16 protein-coding genes are annotated in these 15,509 nt (G+C 37.4%); 2 read left to right on the top strand and 14 right to left on the bottom strand.

What is annotated here, in order from left to right; all coding sequences use genetic code 11:
* Positions 1–61: 61 nt before the first annotated feature.
* From H4J39_RS06200 to H4J39_RS06190, 3 genes are all read right to left on the bottom strand, one after another.
* On the bottom strand, positions 62–1,630 hold the full coding sequence (locus H4J39_RS06200) for a serine hydrolase (protein WP_259368770.1): 1,569 nt from the start codon (positions 1,628–1,630) through the stop codon (positions 62–64).
* Between the two features lie 137 nt (positions 1,631–1,767).
* Positions 1,768–2,367 carry a YjaG family protein gene (locus tag H4J39_RS06195; RefSeq protein ID WP_182226557.1) on the bottom strand — a complete coding sequence of 200 codons (600 nt, stop codon included), beginning with the start codon at positions 2,365–2,367 and terminating at the stop codon, positions 1,768–1,770.
* 115 nt (positions 2,368–2,482) lie between these two features.
* Entirely contained in the window at positions 2,483–3,247 is a 765-nt protein-coding gene (locus H4J39_RS06190) for a SapC family protein (RefSeq protein WP_182226555.1), read from the bottom strand.
* Between the two features lie 238 nt (positions 3,248–3,485).
* Between H4J39_RS06190 and H4J39_RS06185 the strand changes: the two genes are divergently transcribed.
* Positions 3,486–3,806 carry a hypothetical protein gene (locus tag H4J39_RS06185; protein WP_182226553.1) on the top strand — a complete coding sequence of 107 codons (321 nt, stop codon included), beginning with the start codon at positions 3,486–3,488 and terminating at the stop codon, positions 3,804–3,806.
* Positions 3,807–3,911: 105 nt separating this feature from the next.
* Here H4J39_RS06185 and glmS read toward each other — a convergent pair whose 3' ends face one another.
* From glmS to glmU, 3 genes are all read right to left on the bottom strand, one after another.
* On the bottom strand, positions 3,912–5,744 hold the full coding sequence (gene glmS / locus H4J39_RS06180; RefSeq protein ID WP_182226551.1) for a glutamine--fructose-6-phosphate transaminase (isomerizing): 1,833 nt from the start codon (positions 5,742–5,744) through the stop codon (positions 3,912–3,914).
* An 11-nt stretch (positions 5,745–5,755) separates the two neighbouring features.
* Complete coding sequence (locus H4J39_RS06175; protein WP_182226549.1) at positions 5,756–6,517, bottom strand: DeoR/GlpR family DNA-binding transcription regulator; 762 nt, start codon at positions 6,515–6,517, stop codon at positions 5,756–5,758.
* Between the two features lie 300 nt (positions 6,518–6,817).
* A complete protein-coding gene (glmU, locus tag H4J39_RS06170; RefSeq protein ID WP_182226547.1) occupies positions 6,818–8,191 on the bottom strand; it encodes a bifunctional UDP-N-acetylglucosamine diphosphorylase/glucosamine-1-phosphate N-acetyltransferase GlmU in 1,374 nt (457 codons plus the stop codon).
* Between the two features lie 367 nt (positions 8,192–8,558).
* Here glmU and H4J39_RS06165 point away from each other — a divergent pair, with 367 nt between their 5' ends.
* Positions 8,559–8,786, top strand: a complete 228-nt coding sequence (locus tag H4J39_RS06165) for a hypothetical protein (protein ID WP_182226545.1) — start codon at positions 8,559–8,561, stop codon at positions 8,784–8,786.
* A 77-nt stretch (positions 8,787–8,863) separates the two neighbouring features.
* Here H4J39_RS06165 and H4J39_RS06160 read toward each other — a convergent pair whose 3' ends face one another.
* The 8 genes from H4J39_RS06160 to atpB all read right to left on the bottom strand — a co-directional run bounded on the left by H4J39_RS06160 (position 8,864) and on the right by atpB (position 15,476).
* Positions 8,864–9,286 carry a F0F1 ATP synthase subunit epsilon gene (locus tag H4J39_RS06160; protein WP_182226543.1) on the bottom strand — a complete coding sequence of 141 codons (423 nt, stop codon included), beginning with the start codon at positions 9,284–9,286 and terminating at the stop codon, positions 8,864–8,866.
* Positions 9,287–9,360: 74 nt separating this feature from the next.
* Positions 9,361–10,746, bottom strand: coding sequence for a F0F1 ATP synthase subunit beta (atpD, locus tag H4J39_RS06155; RefSeq protein WP_182217848.1), 1,386 nt, complete (start codon positions 10,744–10,746; stop codon positions 9,361–9,363).
* Between the two features lie 58 nt (positions 10,747–10,804).
* On the bottom strand, positions 10,805–11,665 hold the full coding sequence (atpG, locus tag H4J39_RS06150; protein ID WP_070375311.1) for a F0F1 ATP synthase subunit gamma: 861 nt from the start codon (positions 11,663–11,665) through the stop codon (positions 10,805–10,807).
* A gap of 27 nt (positions 11,666–11,692) precedes the next feature.
* Entirely contained in the window at positions 11,693–13,234 is a 1,542-nt protein-coding gene (gene atpA / locus H4J39_RS06145) for a F0F1 ATP synthase subunit alpha (RefSeq protein ID WP_070375310.1), read from the bottom strand.
* A 16-nt stretch (positions 13,235–13,250) separates the two neighbouring features.
* Entirely contained in the window at positions 13,251–13,784 is a 534-nt protein-coding gene (atpH, locus tag H4J39_RS06140; protein ID WP_070375309.1) for a F0F1 ATP synthase subunit delta, read from the bottom strand.
* 14 nt (positions 13,785–13,798) lie between these two features.
* The gene (atpF, locus tag H4J39_RS06135; RefSeq protein ID WP_070375308.1) at positions 13,799–14,269 is read right to left on the bottom strand and encodes a F0F1 ATP synthase subunit B; all 471 of its coding nucleotides are present in this window, start codon (positions 14,267–14,269) and stop codon (positions 13,799–13,801) included.
* 40 nt (positions 14,270–14,309) lie between these two features.
* A complete protein-coding gene (gene atpE / locus H4J39_RS06130; protein WP_086745850.1) occupies positions 14,310–14,537 on the bottom strand; it encodes a F0F1 ATP synthase subunit C in 228 nt (75 codons plus the stop codon).
* A gap of 84 nt (positions 14,538–14,621) precedes the next feature.
* Positions 14,622–15,476 (bottom strand): F0F1 ATP synthase subunit A, encoded by an 855-nt coding sequence (gene atpB, locus H4J39_RS06125; protein WP_182226541.1) that lies wholly within the window; start codon positions 15,474–15,476, stop codon positions 14,622–14,624.
* Positions 15,477–15,509 lie beyond the last annotated feature (33 nt).

Genomic DNA, 15,509 nt, shown 5'->3' with positions numbered 1-15,509 from the left:
GAACACATCCCCAAGTGAGAGTTTATGGGTAATAATAACTCTCACCTGTGAATGTCCTATGTTACTTTTTAGGTCTAAGTGTTAAATCATGAAAATCAAAGCTAAAATCAGTGGCACGAGATACCGCTTTCATCGTTACATAATTAATTGAACCGTCTGGATTCAAATTAAAATTAACAAAAGCATCCGCTTCTAATGTTCTATCCCCCCAACGCACAATAAAAGTATTATGTTGATAATGCTCTAACGTTCCCTGTAATGCGGGTGTATTACCAAACTGCATTGTTAAAGCGTTATTAGCATAGCTAATGACTATGTCGCCATACCAGTTATCCGTATAGGTTTGCGCATAAGTTTTTAAAGGTAGGGAGTGTTGTGAATTTTTATCAATATTGTTTGCGGCTTCAGCTAAACGATTTACCTCTGCTGTTTTACGTTTCTGATTAATATCATCATAGAATGTTACCCAGTCTTTTGCTGGCAACTCTAAATATTCATTTAGAATTTGATGGTAAATAGCGTTAAAAGCGTATCCTGATTGTTGGTTAGTTAGAATAACCATTGCTAGATTTTCTTCTGGTACTAGAACAACTTTAGACACCATACCTAAGATGCCACCACTATGATGAACAAGTTTCACGCCGTGGTAGTCATTTAAAAACCAGCCTAAACCATAACCAGAAAAATGTGTTTTATCGTTTTCAGTGGCGGATTTAGATACTGGTAATATTGTACGCATTTGCCACATATTGTAACTTTGACGTTCACTAAAAATATTTTCACCCTCGCCATAAGCCCCTTCATTTAACTGAGCTTTCAGCCACAAAGACATATCGTTAACGCTAGAAGCAACAGAACCCGCTGAAGAGAATTGCTCTAAGAAATCGCCACCAACGACGTTTAATTTATCATCTAACGGTACGTGCGCACGTGCTACGTTATTATTTTCTTTTGAAATTAATGAAAATTTTGCTTTGGTGTTTTTCATACCAAGTGGTTGAAAAATAGTATCTTTGATATTTTCTTGCCAGCTTTTATTGGTGATTTTGGCAATAATTTCACCCGCTATAACATACATTAAATTATCGTAGGCAAATTCACTTCGGAAACTTGAAACCTCAGGTAAATGTTTTAAGCCTTTAATAATATCTTTATTCGTTAACGTGGTACCCGGCCAAATCATAAGATCGCCCGCACCTAAACCTAAACCACTATTGTGTGATAACAAATCCAAAATAGTGAATTGACGTGTAACGTAAGCGTCTGGCATTTGAAATTCAGGAATAATATCAATAACTTTTGATTGCCATGTCAATTTACCTTGATCAACCAATTTTGCGAGTAAGGCTGCTGTCATCGCTTTTGTATTTGATGCAATACCAAACAAGGTATCACCATTCACCTTGTTATTCGTACCGTATTCGGTTAAACCAAACCCTTTACTCATAACGACTTTATTGTCTTTGACAATAGCAACCGCTATACCAGGTACTTGAAAAGTCTCCATCGCTTTGTAAATTGATTTTTCAATGTTTTGATTTTTTTGTTCAAGCATGCTCGATGAAGTAGCAAAAGCTATCGAGGCAAATAAATAGGCTGCTGTCATTAAACAAACGTGGAGTGCTTTCATATTTTCATCCTGATTTTTATTATATTAATGATATCCAGTAAATTAGCTGAATATAGATATTAGGGCTCATATTTACTAAAATCTACTTTTAGCACAATGGCTAACTAATAAAGAAAATACTCCTCCCCCGACACAGGCTAACTAATTTCCAGCCCTAAATTTGACAAACCTTCTTCAAGTACCATCGCTTTAATTTTAATACACGTTTCTTTATTTTCTGGGGAATCTTTTAAGGCGTAATAAAGTTCGTTTTGAGTATCGAACTCCCATTCCATTAAAGGGTGTTGTTCAATTTCTTTGTCCGTAATCTCACTGTCATCCTTTTGATCTCGTTGGTCAGCAATAATGAGCTCAACATAATAATTCACACTATTTTCGGATAATCGTGAAACAATTTCTGCTCCTTGAACATCTTTATCTTGCATAGCCTGTAAAAGTGACATAATCGCCATAGTCGCATCTATAGCAGGAAACACACCAAAAAAATCAAATTCCTCAGGATCGGGTATTTGCGGTTCAAGCTTACTTATTTGGGCATCATAATTAATTTTACAACGATTATTTTTATCAAGCCATTGCCAGATAAGCGCTAATTGATTACGTAATACAGAGAATTCACCGAACTCTGCATGTTCAGCAAACATTTGGTAATTAGGGATCATTCGTTCTAATAAGGCAGCAGAAAAGGCAATTTGTTGCCATTGACTTAAATGAGAAAAAGGAAGTTGAATAGCCACATGTACTCTCAAAAGTGAAATTTAAAAAGATATTATATACGAGAATATAACATTCAGTTTATTTAGATATAAAAAAAGAGCCTTCCGGCTCTTTTTTTCTAAAACGATAAAGCAATTATGCTTCAGCAGTTTCTTTAGCAAAATGTACTTGAATACCTGCTACTTTTTGCTCATTATCAGACAAGTTACGTAATTGGGCTAATTTATTAATTTGACCAATAGAACCTAGCATTGCATGAATAGGAATAAATATTCCGCGTTTATGAAAATCTAAAACTTTATCATCGCTAAGATCTTGAAGTTTTTTCTCATCAATACCAAATAAACCAACTAGTTTTTTGTTTTCACCCGTGCTGAAATTAACATGAAGTTCTAATTCTTGTAGTAAGTCATTTTCAGCTAACTCTTCCATGAATTTTTCAGTCATTGTTTCGTTCTCATATAAACGACCTAACGAATTCTGAACACTTTTATAAAACTCAGTGTCATTGCCTTCAGCATCAAATAAAGCATTTTCTTTATCTTCGCCTACATATTCATTTTCTACATCGATATACGTTGTTAATGTTTTTTCTTTATCTGGGTCAACACCTAAACCAAATGGCATCATTGAAACACCTTGAGGTAAATAAGTTCCATTCCAGCGTTCATCTTTATAATATAAGTTTTCACCCGCTTCTAGACCTAGCATTACGATGCTGCGGTAACGAGTCGCTTCTGGTTGCTTAACTAAAAAAATAGGAAAACTATTAGCTGCTTTTGAATATTCTCTAGCGGTAATAGGCGCAATATGTTGATTTGCTATATGTTCTAAGCCACGTTTAGTAGCAACTTTTAAATTTTTGTGTAGATCTTTTCTTACAGGAACGACGTTAGCCATAATAATATAATTCTCTTTAATGCATGCGCTTTTCATTTAAAAATATTAGCGCTTTTATAATGTTATAAATAGTTATGGTGACGTTGAAGCGAGCTTTCAATGGTAACTAAAAAAATAATGCTAATTTTATCAAATTTCTTAATAGCTTATTAATCTACATGATATATCAGCTATACTTTTACAAAGAATATCAATTAGCTAATGCTTTCCTCATATTTTAATGAAAATAATGAAAATAATGAAAAATTTACTCATCACCCTATTTCTAAGTGTATTTATATTGTTAATCACAAATATTGTCCAAGCAAAACCAAAAACAAAAACTTTTTATGGTCGTAGTTTAGAAGGCTTTGCTCAGGTAAAAATAAAAAACAACACCACTGAAAGCCTTGCATGTTATGTTGCTATTGATGGCTTTAAAATAAAATTTCGCTTACTCGCTCTTCGGGAATCAAAATGGTACACCACCAATGATAAACGTTTTGAATATCATAATTTCAGTACTTGGTGTGATTACTTAACTTTGCACCCTGAATATTTAAAATATAAAACTTTTTAATTTTGATTGTTAACTGTTTATTTATGCCAAATATAAAAAACGCCACTAAGATTAGTGGCGTTTATAAATAACAGACTGAGTAAAAATTGTTTACATTAAACCTAATTATTCAACCGTAACTGATTTTGCTAGATTACGCGGCTGATCAACATCAGTACCTTTTATAATGGCAACATAATATGAAAGTAATTGTAGTGGTAAGGTATACACAATAGGGGCAATTAAATCATCACATACTGGCACATTAATAACTTTCATTGTTTCATCACTGGCAAAATTTGCTTCACTATCGGCAAATACATACATTAAGCCACCGCGCGCACGAACTTCTTCTACATTTGATTTAAGTTTTTCGATTAAATCATTTTTTGGTGCAACCACTATCACCGGCATATCAGCATCGATTAGCGCTAATGGTCCATGCTTTAGTTCACCTGCGGCATAGGCTTCAGCATGAATGTACGAGATTTCTTTTAACTTCAGTGCACCTTCCATTGCGATAGGGTATTGATCACCTCGGCCTAAAAATAGGGCATTGTGTTTATCAGCAAAATCTTCTGCTAACTCTTCAATTGAGCTTGCAAGCGCTAATACTTCTTCTAATTTGCTCGGTAGAGACATTAGCGATTGTGCTATTTCGTTTTGAAGTTGCTCGCTCATACCATGATGCTTACCTATGGCTAAGGTCATCATCAATAAGCCAACTAATTGTGTGGTAAAGGCTTTGGTTGAAGCAACACCGATTTCAACACCTGCTTTGGTCATGAAGGCTAAGTCAGATTCACGCACCAGAGATGAACCCGCCACATTACAAATCACTAAGCTTGCTTTATAACCTAACTCTTTAGCTAAACGTAAAGCCGCTAATGTATCTGCAGTTTCACCTGATTGAGAAATAGTTACAATCAGGGCATTTTTTGGTACATGTGATTTACGGTATCGAAATTCACTGGCAATTTCGATATTACAAGAAACACCCGCTAATGACTCTAACCAATATCGTGCCACCATGCCTGAATGATAACTGGTGCCACAAGCAATAATTTGTACATGTTCGATACTTTTAAATATCTCATCAGCACCTTCACCGAAAGTGTTCATATCAAGCACATTGCCTGATAAGCGACCTTCTAAGGTATTACGAATAGCGGTGGGTTGTTCATACGTTTCTTTTAACATGTAGTGACGGTATTCACCTTTATCACCACTTTCTTGACTGATGTCTTGTTCTTTTGCTTCTCGCTCTACTGGAGCACCATTGAGATCGAATACATTGACTTCAAAACGTGTTACTTCAGCAACATCGCCTTCTTCAAGAAACGAGAATTTACGGGTAACTGGTAAAAGAGCCATCATATCTGAAGCAATAAAATTTTCACCAACGCCATAGCCAATCACCAGAGGACTACCAGAGCGAGCAACAATTACTCGGCTTTTATCTGCTGTATCAAGCACAACGGTTCCATAAGCGCCATCAAGTTGTTTCACCGTTTTTTGTACGGCTTCAAGCAAGGTTGCAGATGTTTTAAGTTCGAGATGCACTAAATGTGCAATAACTTCGGTATCTGTTTCTGAAACAAATTCGTAGCCCATTCCTTGCAGTCGAGTTCTAAGTTCTTGATGATTTTCAATGATACCATTATGTACCACTGCAATATTATCACTAGAAATATGTGGGTGAGCGTTTACTTCGCTTGGTGCTCCATGAGTAGCCCAGCGAGTATGAGCGATGCCTGTTCCACCAGATAAAGGAGATAACGATAAAGCGTCAGCTAGCTCTTGTACCTTTCCTAAGCGACGTACTCTATTTAATTGATTATTATCATCAATAATAGCAACACCTGCAGAGTCATAACCGCGATATTCTAAGCGTTTTAACCCTTCTACTAATATATCTGCTACATCACGTTGTGCTACAGCACCTACGATCCCACACATAAGTTCTTCCTTTATTTTGCAATAAGTAAATTAACGTCTTGTTCTAATAGTTTGGCTTTTAATTCATCAGACAAATCTGCATCAGTGATCAGTATGTCTATATTTTTCCATGGAATTTCGACGTTAGGTATTTTTCGATTAATTTTTTCTGATTCTACAAGTACGATAACTTCACGAGAAACATCGGCCATGACTCGGCTTAGTCCTAGTAGCTCATTAAAGGTGGTAGTACCACGTTCTATATCAATGCCATCAGCGCCGATAAAGAGTTGATCAAAGTCGTATGATCTAAGAACACTTTCAGCTACCTGTCCTTGAAAAGATTCTGAGTGTGTATCCCAAGTACCACCGGTCATCAATAATGTCGGTTCGTTTTCAAGTGCATGCAGATCAGAAGCTATTGCTAAAGAGTTGGTCATAACAATCAACCCTTGTTTGCTATTAAGTTCTTTAACTAAGGCTGAAGTCGTACTGCCGCTGTCGATAATTATGCGGTTATGATCTCGAATCAATGTTGCCGCTTTGCTCGCAATTGAAACCTTTCGTTTCGAAACTTTATCTGATTTATGCTCAATAATATCTCGAGGTAAAGGCACAGCTCCACCGTATCGCCTAAGCAATAAACCGCTATTTTCTAAGGCTGCTAGATCCTTTCTAATAGTAACTTCTGAAGTTGCAAATTTTTTTGCAAGGCTATCAACACTTACTTCTCCATGCTCATTAAGCTCAGAGATAATACTGTGGCGACGCTGTTGGGTATTTCTTTTTGACATACAATTAGGGTTATCTTTTGTTTCGACACTTATCTTACATAATAAGTTTCGTTTAGTAACTTAAGCTATTAGAACAAAAGTATACATTTATGGCAATAATTATTTATTTCTGTGGTAAAAATGAAGTTTTTGTTATCTTTTTATTCGGTAAATATAACTATTGATCGTTTCTGCTATATTCCATCACAGCTTTAATTTACTTATTTATTAGATTACTACGAAGATTCATATTCAGTTTATAATAGATAAAAAGCAAAAAGAGGCACGATAAGCGCCTCTTTCTTTTGGTAACGGAATAATCTATGTTTGTTTTGTTGGTCTTTTCCACGTTGATATATTACGTTGTTTACCTCTAGCTACCGCTAATTCGTCAGCTTCTACATCTTTGGCTATAACCGAACCTGCGCCAACTGTCGCGTTAACCCCAATAAATACAGGGGCGACTAAGGAGCTATTTGAGCCGATAAAGGCACCATCATCAATTTGGGTTTGAAACTTATTAACACCATCGTAATTACACGTAATGGTTCCAGCGCCAATATTAACATTTTGGCCTATTGTGGTATCACCTAAGTAAGTTAAGTGACCCGCTTTACTGCCTTCTCCTAATGTTGTTTTTTTCATTTCAACAAAATTACCCACGTGAGAATTTCGATTCATTGTCGTCCCAGGACGAAGTCTAGCAAACGGTCCTACCGAGCAATCATCGCCAACAACAGCTTGTTCTATAATACTATTAGGTTTAACAATGGTATTTTCACCAATTGTGCAGTCTTTTAAAATACAGTTTGCACCTACTTGAACACCATTAGCTAAAATAACTTCACCTTCAAAAATACAATTAATATCTATGTGCACTTCTTGACCAATAACAATTTTTCCGCGAATATCAATTCGGTTTGGATCTCGTAAACTTGCACCCGCTATCATTAACGCTTCAGCTTCACGTAACTGAAAGGCTCTTTCTAAAGAGGCTAACTGTACACGATTATTAGCGCCTTCTACTTCAACTTCTGTTTCAGGGTGAGCGGTCGCGATAGGTTTTCCTTCTTTATGACAAGCGGCAATAATATCAGTTAGGTAATACTCACCTTGTGCATTATCACTTGACAGGTTTGCTAGCCAGCGTTTTAAATCACCGCCATTTGCTAATAGAATCCCCGTATTAGCCTCTGTAATTAATAACTGTTCTGGCGACGCATCCTTTTGTTCAATAATACCCACGACAGAGTTTTCTTTACGAACAATTCGGCCATATCCATTTGGATTAGCTAAGTTCACCGTTAACAGGCCCATACCACTCTCTGGCTTAGCCGCTAATAAGTTTTGTAACGTGCTCACTTTGGTTAGTGGCACATCACCATATAGTACCAATACATTTTCATCATCCTTAATAAAAGGAGAGGCCATATCTACAGCATGCCCGGTACCTAACTGCTCTTTTTGCTCAATAAAAGTTAAATCATCACTTTTACTATTATCAGTTATTGTTGCTTTTAATACTTCACCGCCGAAACCATAAACAATATAAATATTTTCAGCATTAAGCTGGCGTGCTGCATCGATGACATGGCTGACCATTGGCTTATCAGCAACTTTATGGAGAACTTTAGGGAGTGATGAACGCATGCGAGTACCTTTACCCGCGGCAAGAATGACAACTGAAAGAGACATAAATTATCCGTTATATATGGTTTTTTTTAGTTAAGTGTAAATATTGTAACCTTGTTTTATCACATTAACTATAGGTATTGACCGAAATACCTTTTTGTTTAAAACGCCTAACACACTGATAAATTATTCTTTTTAAAGTTAGCGCCTATAGCGACAATGAGATGAAAACGAATAATCGTGACTTGTAAATTAACATATTGTATTTGTCGCCATCTTACCCGATAAATATAATTTACAATTTATTTACATAAAGCAATATATATATTTACATATGGAATAAATATATATAAGTTAAGTAAGCGTTAACTCAGGCAAATAAATTATTTATATTTGTCTTTTTAAATCAACTTATAAGAAAGGAATTAAAATGAAAGTATCTAAATTGATTATAGCAGCCGCGGCTACAATTTTTACAGCAACAACCTTTGCAGCTTATTCGCCTAGTCATTATGTTGAACGTGTTTATTTTCAATCAGCGAATAGTAATTCAATAGTAGGCGAGTCAACCCGATTTTGTAGTGGTAGTTATTACAGTACTGGTTCCACTACTCCTTATTTTTCTGAATTAAGAATTGCTTGTGATAATAAATTTTAATCGTAATTTTTAGTCATAAAAAAAGCGACCAATGGTCGCTTTTTTAATCACTAAAACTTAGTGCTTTGTCTGTAAAGTTAGACTTTCTTATTAGACGCTTGTATTACGCGTAACTGCGCAGTTACTCGCGCTAATTCAGCCGCAACTTCAGCAAAACCAACATCTCCGCCATGGGCGTTCATGTGTTTTTCTGCACGTTGCTTAGCTTCTAATACTTCTTTTTCATCCAAATCGTCTGCACGTATCGCTATATCAGCTAATACTGTTACGTTATTTGGTTGAACTTCTAACATGCCGCCAGAAAGATATATAACTTCTACTGAACCACCATATTTAACAATACGAGCCATACCAGGTTTTAGCGAGGTCAATAAAGGTGCGTGACCAGGCATAATACCTAGTTCACCTTCTGAACCTGTGATCTGTAATGATTCAATACGTCCAGAGAATAAATTCTCTTCTGCACTTACTACATTTAGATTTACCGTCATTGCTGACATTTTGACCTCCTAAAGTAGGCGGTTAGTTCGTTAATAAGTCGATGACTTACGTTAAACTAACACGCCCAAGCAAATTACATGTTTTTAGCTTTTTCAACTGCTTCTTCGATAGAACCAACCATATAAAAAGCTTGCTCAGGTAAATCATCGTATTCACCTGCAAGTAAGCCTTTAAAACCACTGATAGTGTTTTTAAGTGACACATACTTACCAGGAGAACCGGTGAATACTTCAGCAACAAAGAACGGTTGAGATAAAAAGCGTTGAATCTTACGTGCACGATTCACAGCTAATTTGTCTTCTTCAGATAATTCATCCATACCTAAGATGGCGATAATATCTTTAAGTTCTTTGTAACGTTGTAATGTTGATTGAACACCACGGGCAGTTTCATAATGCTCAGCGCCAACAACTAATGGATCAAGTTGACGAGAAGTAGAATCTAGTGGGTCAATTGCAGGGTAAATACCTTGCGAAGCGATATCACGACTCAATACAACCGTTGCATCTAAGTGAGCAAAAGTAGTAGCTGGAGAAGGATCAGTCAAATCATCTGCTGGTACGTATACCGCTTGGATTGAAGTGATTGAACCTTTCTTAGTTGAAGTAATACGCTCTTGAAGTACACCCATTTCTTCAGCAAGTGTTGGTTGATAACCAACCGCTGATGGCATACGACCAAGAAGTGCAGATACTTCAGTACCGGCTAATGTATAACGGTAAATGTTATCAACAAAGAATAATACGTCACGACCTTCGTCACGGAATTTCTCTGCCATTGTTAAACCTGTAAAGGCAACACGTAAACGGTTTCCTGGAGGCTCGTTCATTTGACCGTAAACAAGTGATACTTTATCAAGTACATTTGAATCGTTCATTTCATGATAGAAATCGTTACCTTCACGAGTACGCTCACCTACACCAGCAAATACTGAGTAGCCGCTATGCTCAATCGCGATGTTACGAATAAGTTCCATCATGTTAACGGTTTTACCAACACCAGCACCACCGAACAAACCAACTTTACCACCCTTAGCGAATGGACAAACTAAATCGATTACTTTGATACCAGTTTCAAGTAGCTCATTTGACATTGCTTGGTCAGCATATGCTGGCGCTTGGCGGTGAATAGACCACTTTTCTTCTTCGCCGATTGGGCCAGCTTCATCGATAGGCTCACCCAATACGTTCATGATGCGACCCAAAGTTGCAGTACCTACTGGAACTTGGATGTTATCACCTGTGTTTTCTACATTCAGACCACGACGTAAACCGTCAGATGAACCCATGGCGATAGTACGAACTACGCCACCACCAAGTTGCTGTTGTACTTCAAGTACTAAGCCACTAAGGTTACCTTCAGTTATTTTTAACGCGTCATATACCTGAGGTACAGCATTTTGTGGAAATTCAACATCCACAACTGCGCCAATGATTTGGACGACTTTACCTGTACTCATGTTTAATCCTCTAATCTTGTGCTCTTATTTACTAATAAAATAAACAAAGAACTTTTGTTTATACCGCTGCTGCACCAGCACAGATTTCACCCAATTCTTGAGTAATACTTGCTTGACGCGCTTTGTTATATACCAATTGTAAATCATCAATTAAGTCACCCGCATTATCTGTTGCAGCTTTCATTGCAACCATACGAGCAGCTTGTTCACAGGCGAGATTTTCAACCACACCTTGATATACTTGCGATTCCGTATAACGAACGAGCAGTTTTTCAAGTAAAACTTGAGCATCAGGTTCGTATAGATAATCCCAGCTATGCTTAAATGCGTCATCATCTGACTTAGGCAAAGGTAAAAGTTGATCGATTGTTGGTTTTTGCGTCATGGTATTAACAAATTTGTTATATACAATGAACAATCTATCTATTTCACCACTATCATAGGCATTCAACATCACCTTAACACTACCAATTAAATCAGTTAGTGAAGGATTGTCACCTAATCCAGACTTTTGCGACACTATTTTAGCACCGATATTGTTAAAAAATGACGTAGCTTTAGAACCCACTATGGCAAATTCAACATCGGCGCCCGCTGTTTGGTGTGTACCCGCATCAACAAGTACCTTTTTAAATAAATTAATATTTAAACCACCACACAAACCACGGTCTGTTGAGACAACGATATAACCTACACGCTTGACTTCACGTTCAACCATATATGGATGACGAAATTCTAAATTACCAAGTGCGACGCGACCGATCACATCTCGCATATTCTCAGCGTATGGACGAGATGCAGCCATGTTATCTTGCGCTTTGCGCATTTTACTAGCTGCAACCATTTCCATTGCGCTGGTGATCTTCTGTGTATTTTTTACACTTCCGATCTTTGATTTAATCTCTTTACCACCAGCCATGACTATTCTCCAAAAAGGTGAACTAAATTACCAAGTTTGAGTAGCTTTAAAAGCTTCAATCGCTTTCGCTAAACCAGACTCGATATCTTTGTTATAGTCGCCTTTTTCATTGATAGTAGCCATCAACTCAGCGTGATCATTGTTTACGTAAGTGCGTAATGCATCTTCAAAATCAACCACTTTAGCGATTTCAACATCGTTCAAGTAACCTTTTTCTGCAGCAAATAACGATACGGCTGTTTCAGCAATTGACAATGGACTGTATTGCTTTTGCTTCATCAGTTCAGTAACACGTTGTCCATGCTCTAATTGAGCACGAGTCGCGTCATCTAAATCTGAAGCAAACTGAGCAAATGCAGCCAATTCAGCATATTGTGCTAAGGCTAAACGTATACCACCACCTAACTTCTTGATGATCTTAGTTTGCGCAGCACCACCAACACGAGAAACAGAAATACCAGCGTTAACAGCAGGACGAATACCTGAGTTAAATAGGTTAGACTCTAAGAAAATCTGACCATCGGTAATTGATATTACGTTAGTTGGTACGAATGCAGATACATCACCGGCTTGCGTTTCAATGATAGGTAAAGCCGTTAATGAACCCGTTTTACCTTTAACTGCACCGTTGGTGAACTTTTCTACGTATGCTTCGTTTACACGAGCAGCACGTTCAAGTAAACGACTGTGAAGATAGAAAACATCACCTGGGTAAGCTTCACGACCTGGTGGACGACGTAAAAGTAATGAAATTTGACGGTAAGCAACAGCTTGCTTCGACAAATCATCATATACGATTAATGCATCTTCACCACGATCTCGGAAGTATTCACCCATAGTACAGCCAGAATATGCTGACAAGTACTGTAGTGCGGCAGCTTCAGAAGCACCAGCAACAACAACGATAGTGTTGTCTAACGCGCCGTGTTCTTCTAAAGAACGTACTAAGTTAGCAACTGTAGAAGCCTTTTGGCCTATTGCTACGTATACACACTTAATACCAGTATCTTTTTGGTTAATAATGGCATCTAAAGCGATGGCAGACTTACCAATTTGACGGTCACCAATGATAAGTTCACGTTGGCCACGGCCAATTGGAATCATTGAATCAATTGATTTAATACCTGTTTGTACAGGTTGATCAACAGATTTACGTTCGATAACACCTGGTGCTAAAACTTCAACAGGAGAAAAACCATCATTTTCAATAGGTCCTTTACCGTCAATAGGCTCACCCAAAGTGTTAACCACTCGACCTAATAAACCACGACCTACTGGTACTTCTAAAATACGACCAGTACTTTTAACTTTTACGCCTTCAGCTAAGTCAGCGTATGGACCCATAACTACCGCACCGACCGAATCACGGTCAAGGTTTAACGCGATAGCAAAACGGCTACCAGGAAGTTCGATCATTTCACCTTGCATTACATCAGCAAGGCCATGTATACGAATAATACCATCAGTTACAGAAACGATAGTACCTTCGTTGCGAGCTTCGCTGACAACGTCAAACTGTTCAATACGATTTTTGATCAGTTCGGCGATTTCAGTGGAATTCAGTTGCATGCTCTTTTCCCTTATTCTAGGATTGTAAAATTGTTGCTAAACGGCTCAATTTACCTTGTATAGAGCCATCAATTACCATGTCATCAGCTTTAATAATTAAACCTGAAATAATAGTCGCATCGACAATACAATTAAGCTTTACTTTTCGAGCCAGACGCTTTACAAGCGCGGCGCTAAGTGTTGTTTTTTGCTCTGCTGTAATTTCTACAGCTGAGGTTACATCCACAGTAACTTCTTGCTCAAATTCAGCTTTAAGTGCTAAAAATTGCGTCAAAACATGTGGTAGCACCAACAAGCGTTCGTTTTCTGCCATTATTTTCAAGAAATTTTGGCCTTGACTGTCTATTTGCTCGCCACAAACACTTAAAAAAAGTGCTTGTGCCTGCTCGACTGAAGCACCACCAGAAAGAACCCCTTTAATGGTTTCATCTTTGGCAACTTCAGCAGCAAAGGTCAGCTGTGATAACCAGCTATCAATAGCCTTTGCTTCAACAGCAAAATCGAACGCTGCTTTAGCGTAAGGACGAGCGACAGTTGTCAATTCAGACATAGCTCTATTCCCTCTTAAAGTTCAGCGACGAATTTATCTAAGATGTCACTATGTGTGGCGGCATCAATAGAACGTTCAAGAATCTTCTCGGCACCGGCGACAGCAAGAATAGCAAATTGTTTGCGCAATTCTTCTTTAACACGGTTACGTTCAGTTTCGATTTCTGTGTGACCTGTAGCTAAGATTTTTTCTTTCTCAGCTTGAGCTTTTACTGCAGCTTCTTCAACTATTTGCGTTTCACGTTTTTTCGCTGCTTCGATAATTTCGGCAGCTTGTGACTTAGCTTCTCTAAGTTGAGCAGTAGCTTTTTCTTGAGCAAGCTCAAGATCATTTGCAGCACGGTCTGAAGCAGCAAGTCCATCAGCGATCTTTTTCTGGCGAGCTTCAATAGCATCGTTCAATGGTGGCCATACATATTTCATGCAGAACCAAACAAAAACAACGAATGCTATTAATTCACCAATTAGAGTGGCGTTTAAATTCACAACCGCTCCTCCTTAATAGTAAGCTGTTCAAATAATGAAATTAAAGTACAAACAATAATACCATCGCGATACCAACACCGATCATAGCAACGGCATCGATTAAACCAGCTAAAATAAACATTTTCACTTGTAGTGAAGGAGCTAGTTCTGGTTGACGTGCACACGCTTCCAAGAATTTACCACCCATGTTACCAAAGCCAATTGCAGTACCAATAGCACCAAAACCGATTAGTAAAGCAACTGCGATAAACTTAATCGCTTCAGGCATTGTTAATATTTGTTCCATTTTTTTCTCCAAAGTTTTAATTGTAAAGTTAAAGTTAAAGTTAAAGTTAAGGTTAAAGGTTAAAAATTAATGATTATCAGAACTCGCCATACTTAAGTAAACGATTGTTAGCATCATAAAGACGAATGCTTGCAATACGATAACTAATATATGGAATACAGCCCAGACAAAGTGCAATGGAAGCTGCATCAAACCAACAGCGCCAATTAAGATGAATATTAATTCACCTGCATATAAGTTACCAAACAAACGTAGTGCTAACGAAAATGGCTTAGCAACAAGAGCAATGGTTTCAAGTAATAAATTACAAGGGATCAAAAATACCATCGCTAACTTGTTTTTGGTGTTGAACGGGTGCAAGGTTAATTCTTTAACAAAGCCGCCAAGACCTTTTATTTTTATTGAATAAAAAATCATCAATAAAAACACACCAAGTGCTAGTGCAGCTGTTAAATTAATATCTGTTGTTGGTACAACTTTCATATAGACATCGTGACTATCCATACCAAAAGCAGTTTCACCAACAAAACCAGCAAATGCAGGTAAGAAATCAACAGGAATTAAGTCCATTAAGTTCATTAAAAAGACCCAAACAAATATCGTTAAGGCTAATGGTGCAATTAATGTACTTTTTCCTTGAAAGGTTTTATTAACGTTGTCACCGACAAACTCGACAACCATTTCAATAAAACATTGAAATTTATCAGGAACACCTACGGTAGCTCCTTTAGCAGCTCTGCGAAAAGTCCACAAAAACAACATACCTAGGCCAATTGACCATGCTAGTGTATCTATATGCCATGTCCAAAACCCACTGTCACTACATGCTTTATTAAATGCTAAACCAGTATCGGTTGTACACATTTTTGCATTAGTTAAATGGTGTTGGATATGGCTTGATAAGGTGACTTCTTCTGCCATTTTATTATCCCAAAAGTTAAAGTTTATAAATCT

The organism is Colwellia sp. Bg11-12, assembly GCF_014076955.1.
Lineage (GTDB): Bacteria > Pseudomonadota > Gammaproteobacteria > Enterobacterales > Alteromonadaceae > Colwellia_A.
This window is presented reverse-complemented; position numbering and strand designations above follow the sequence as displayed.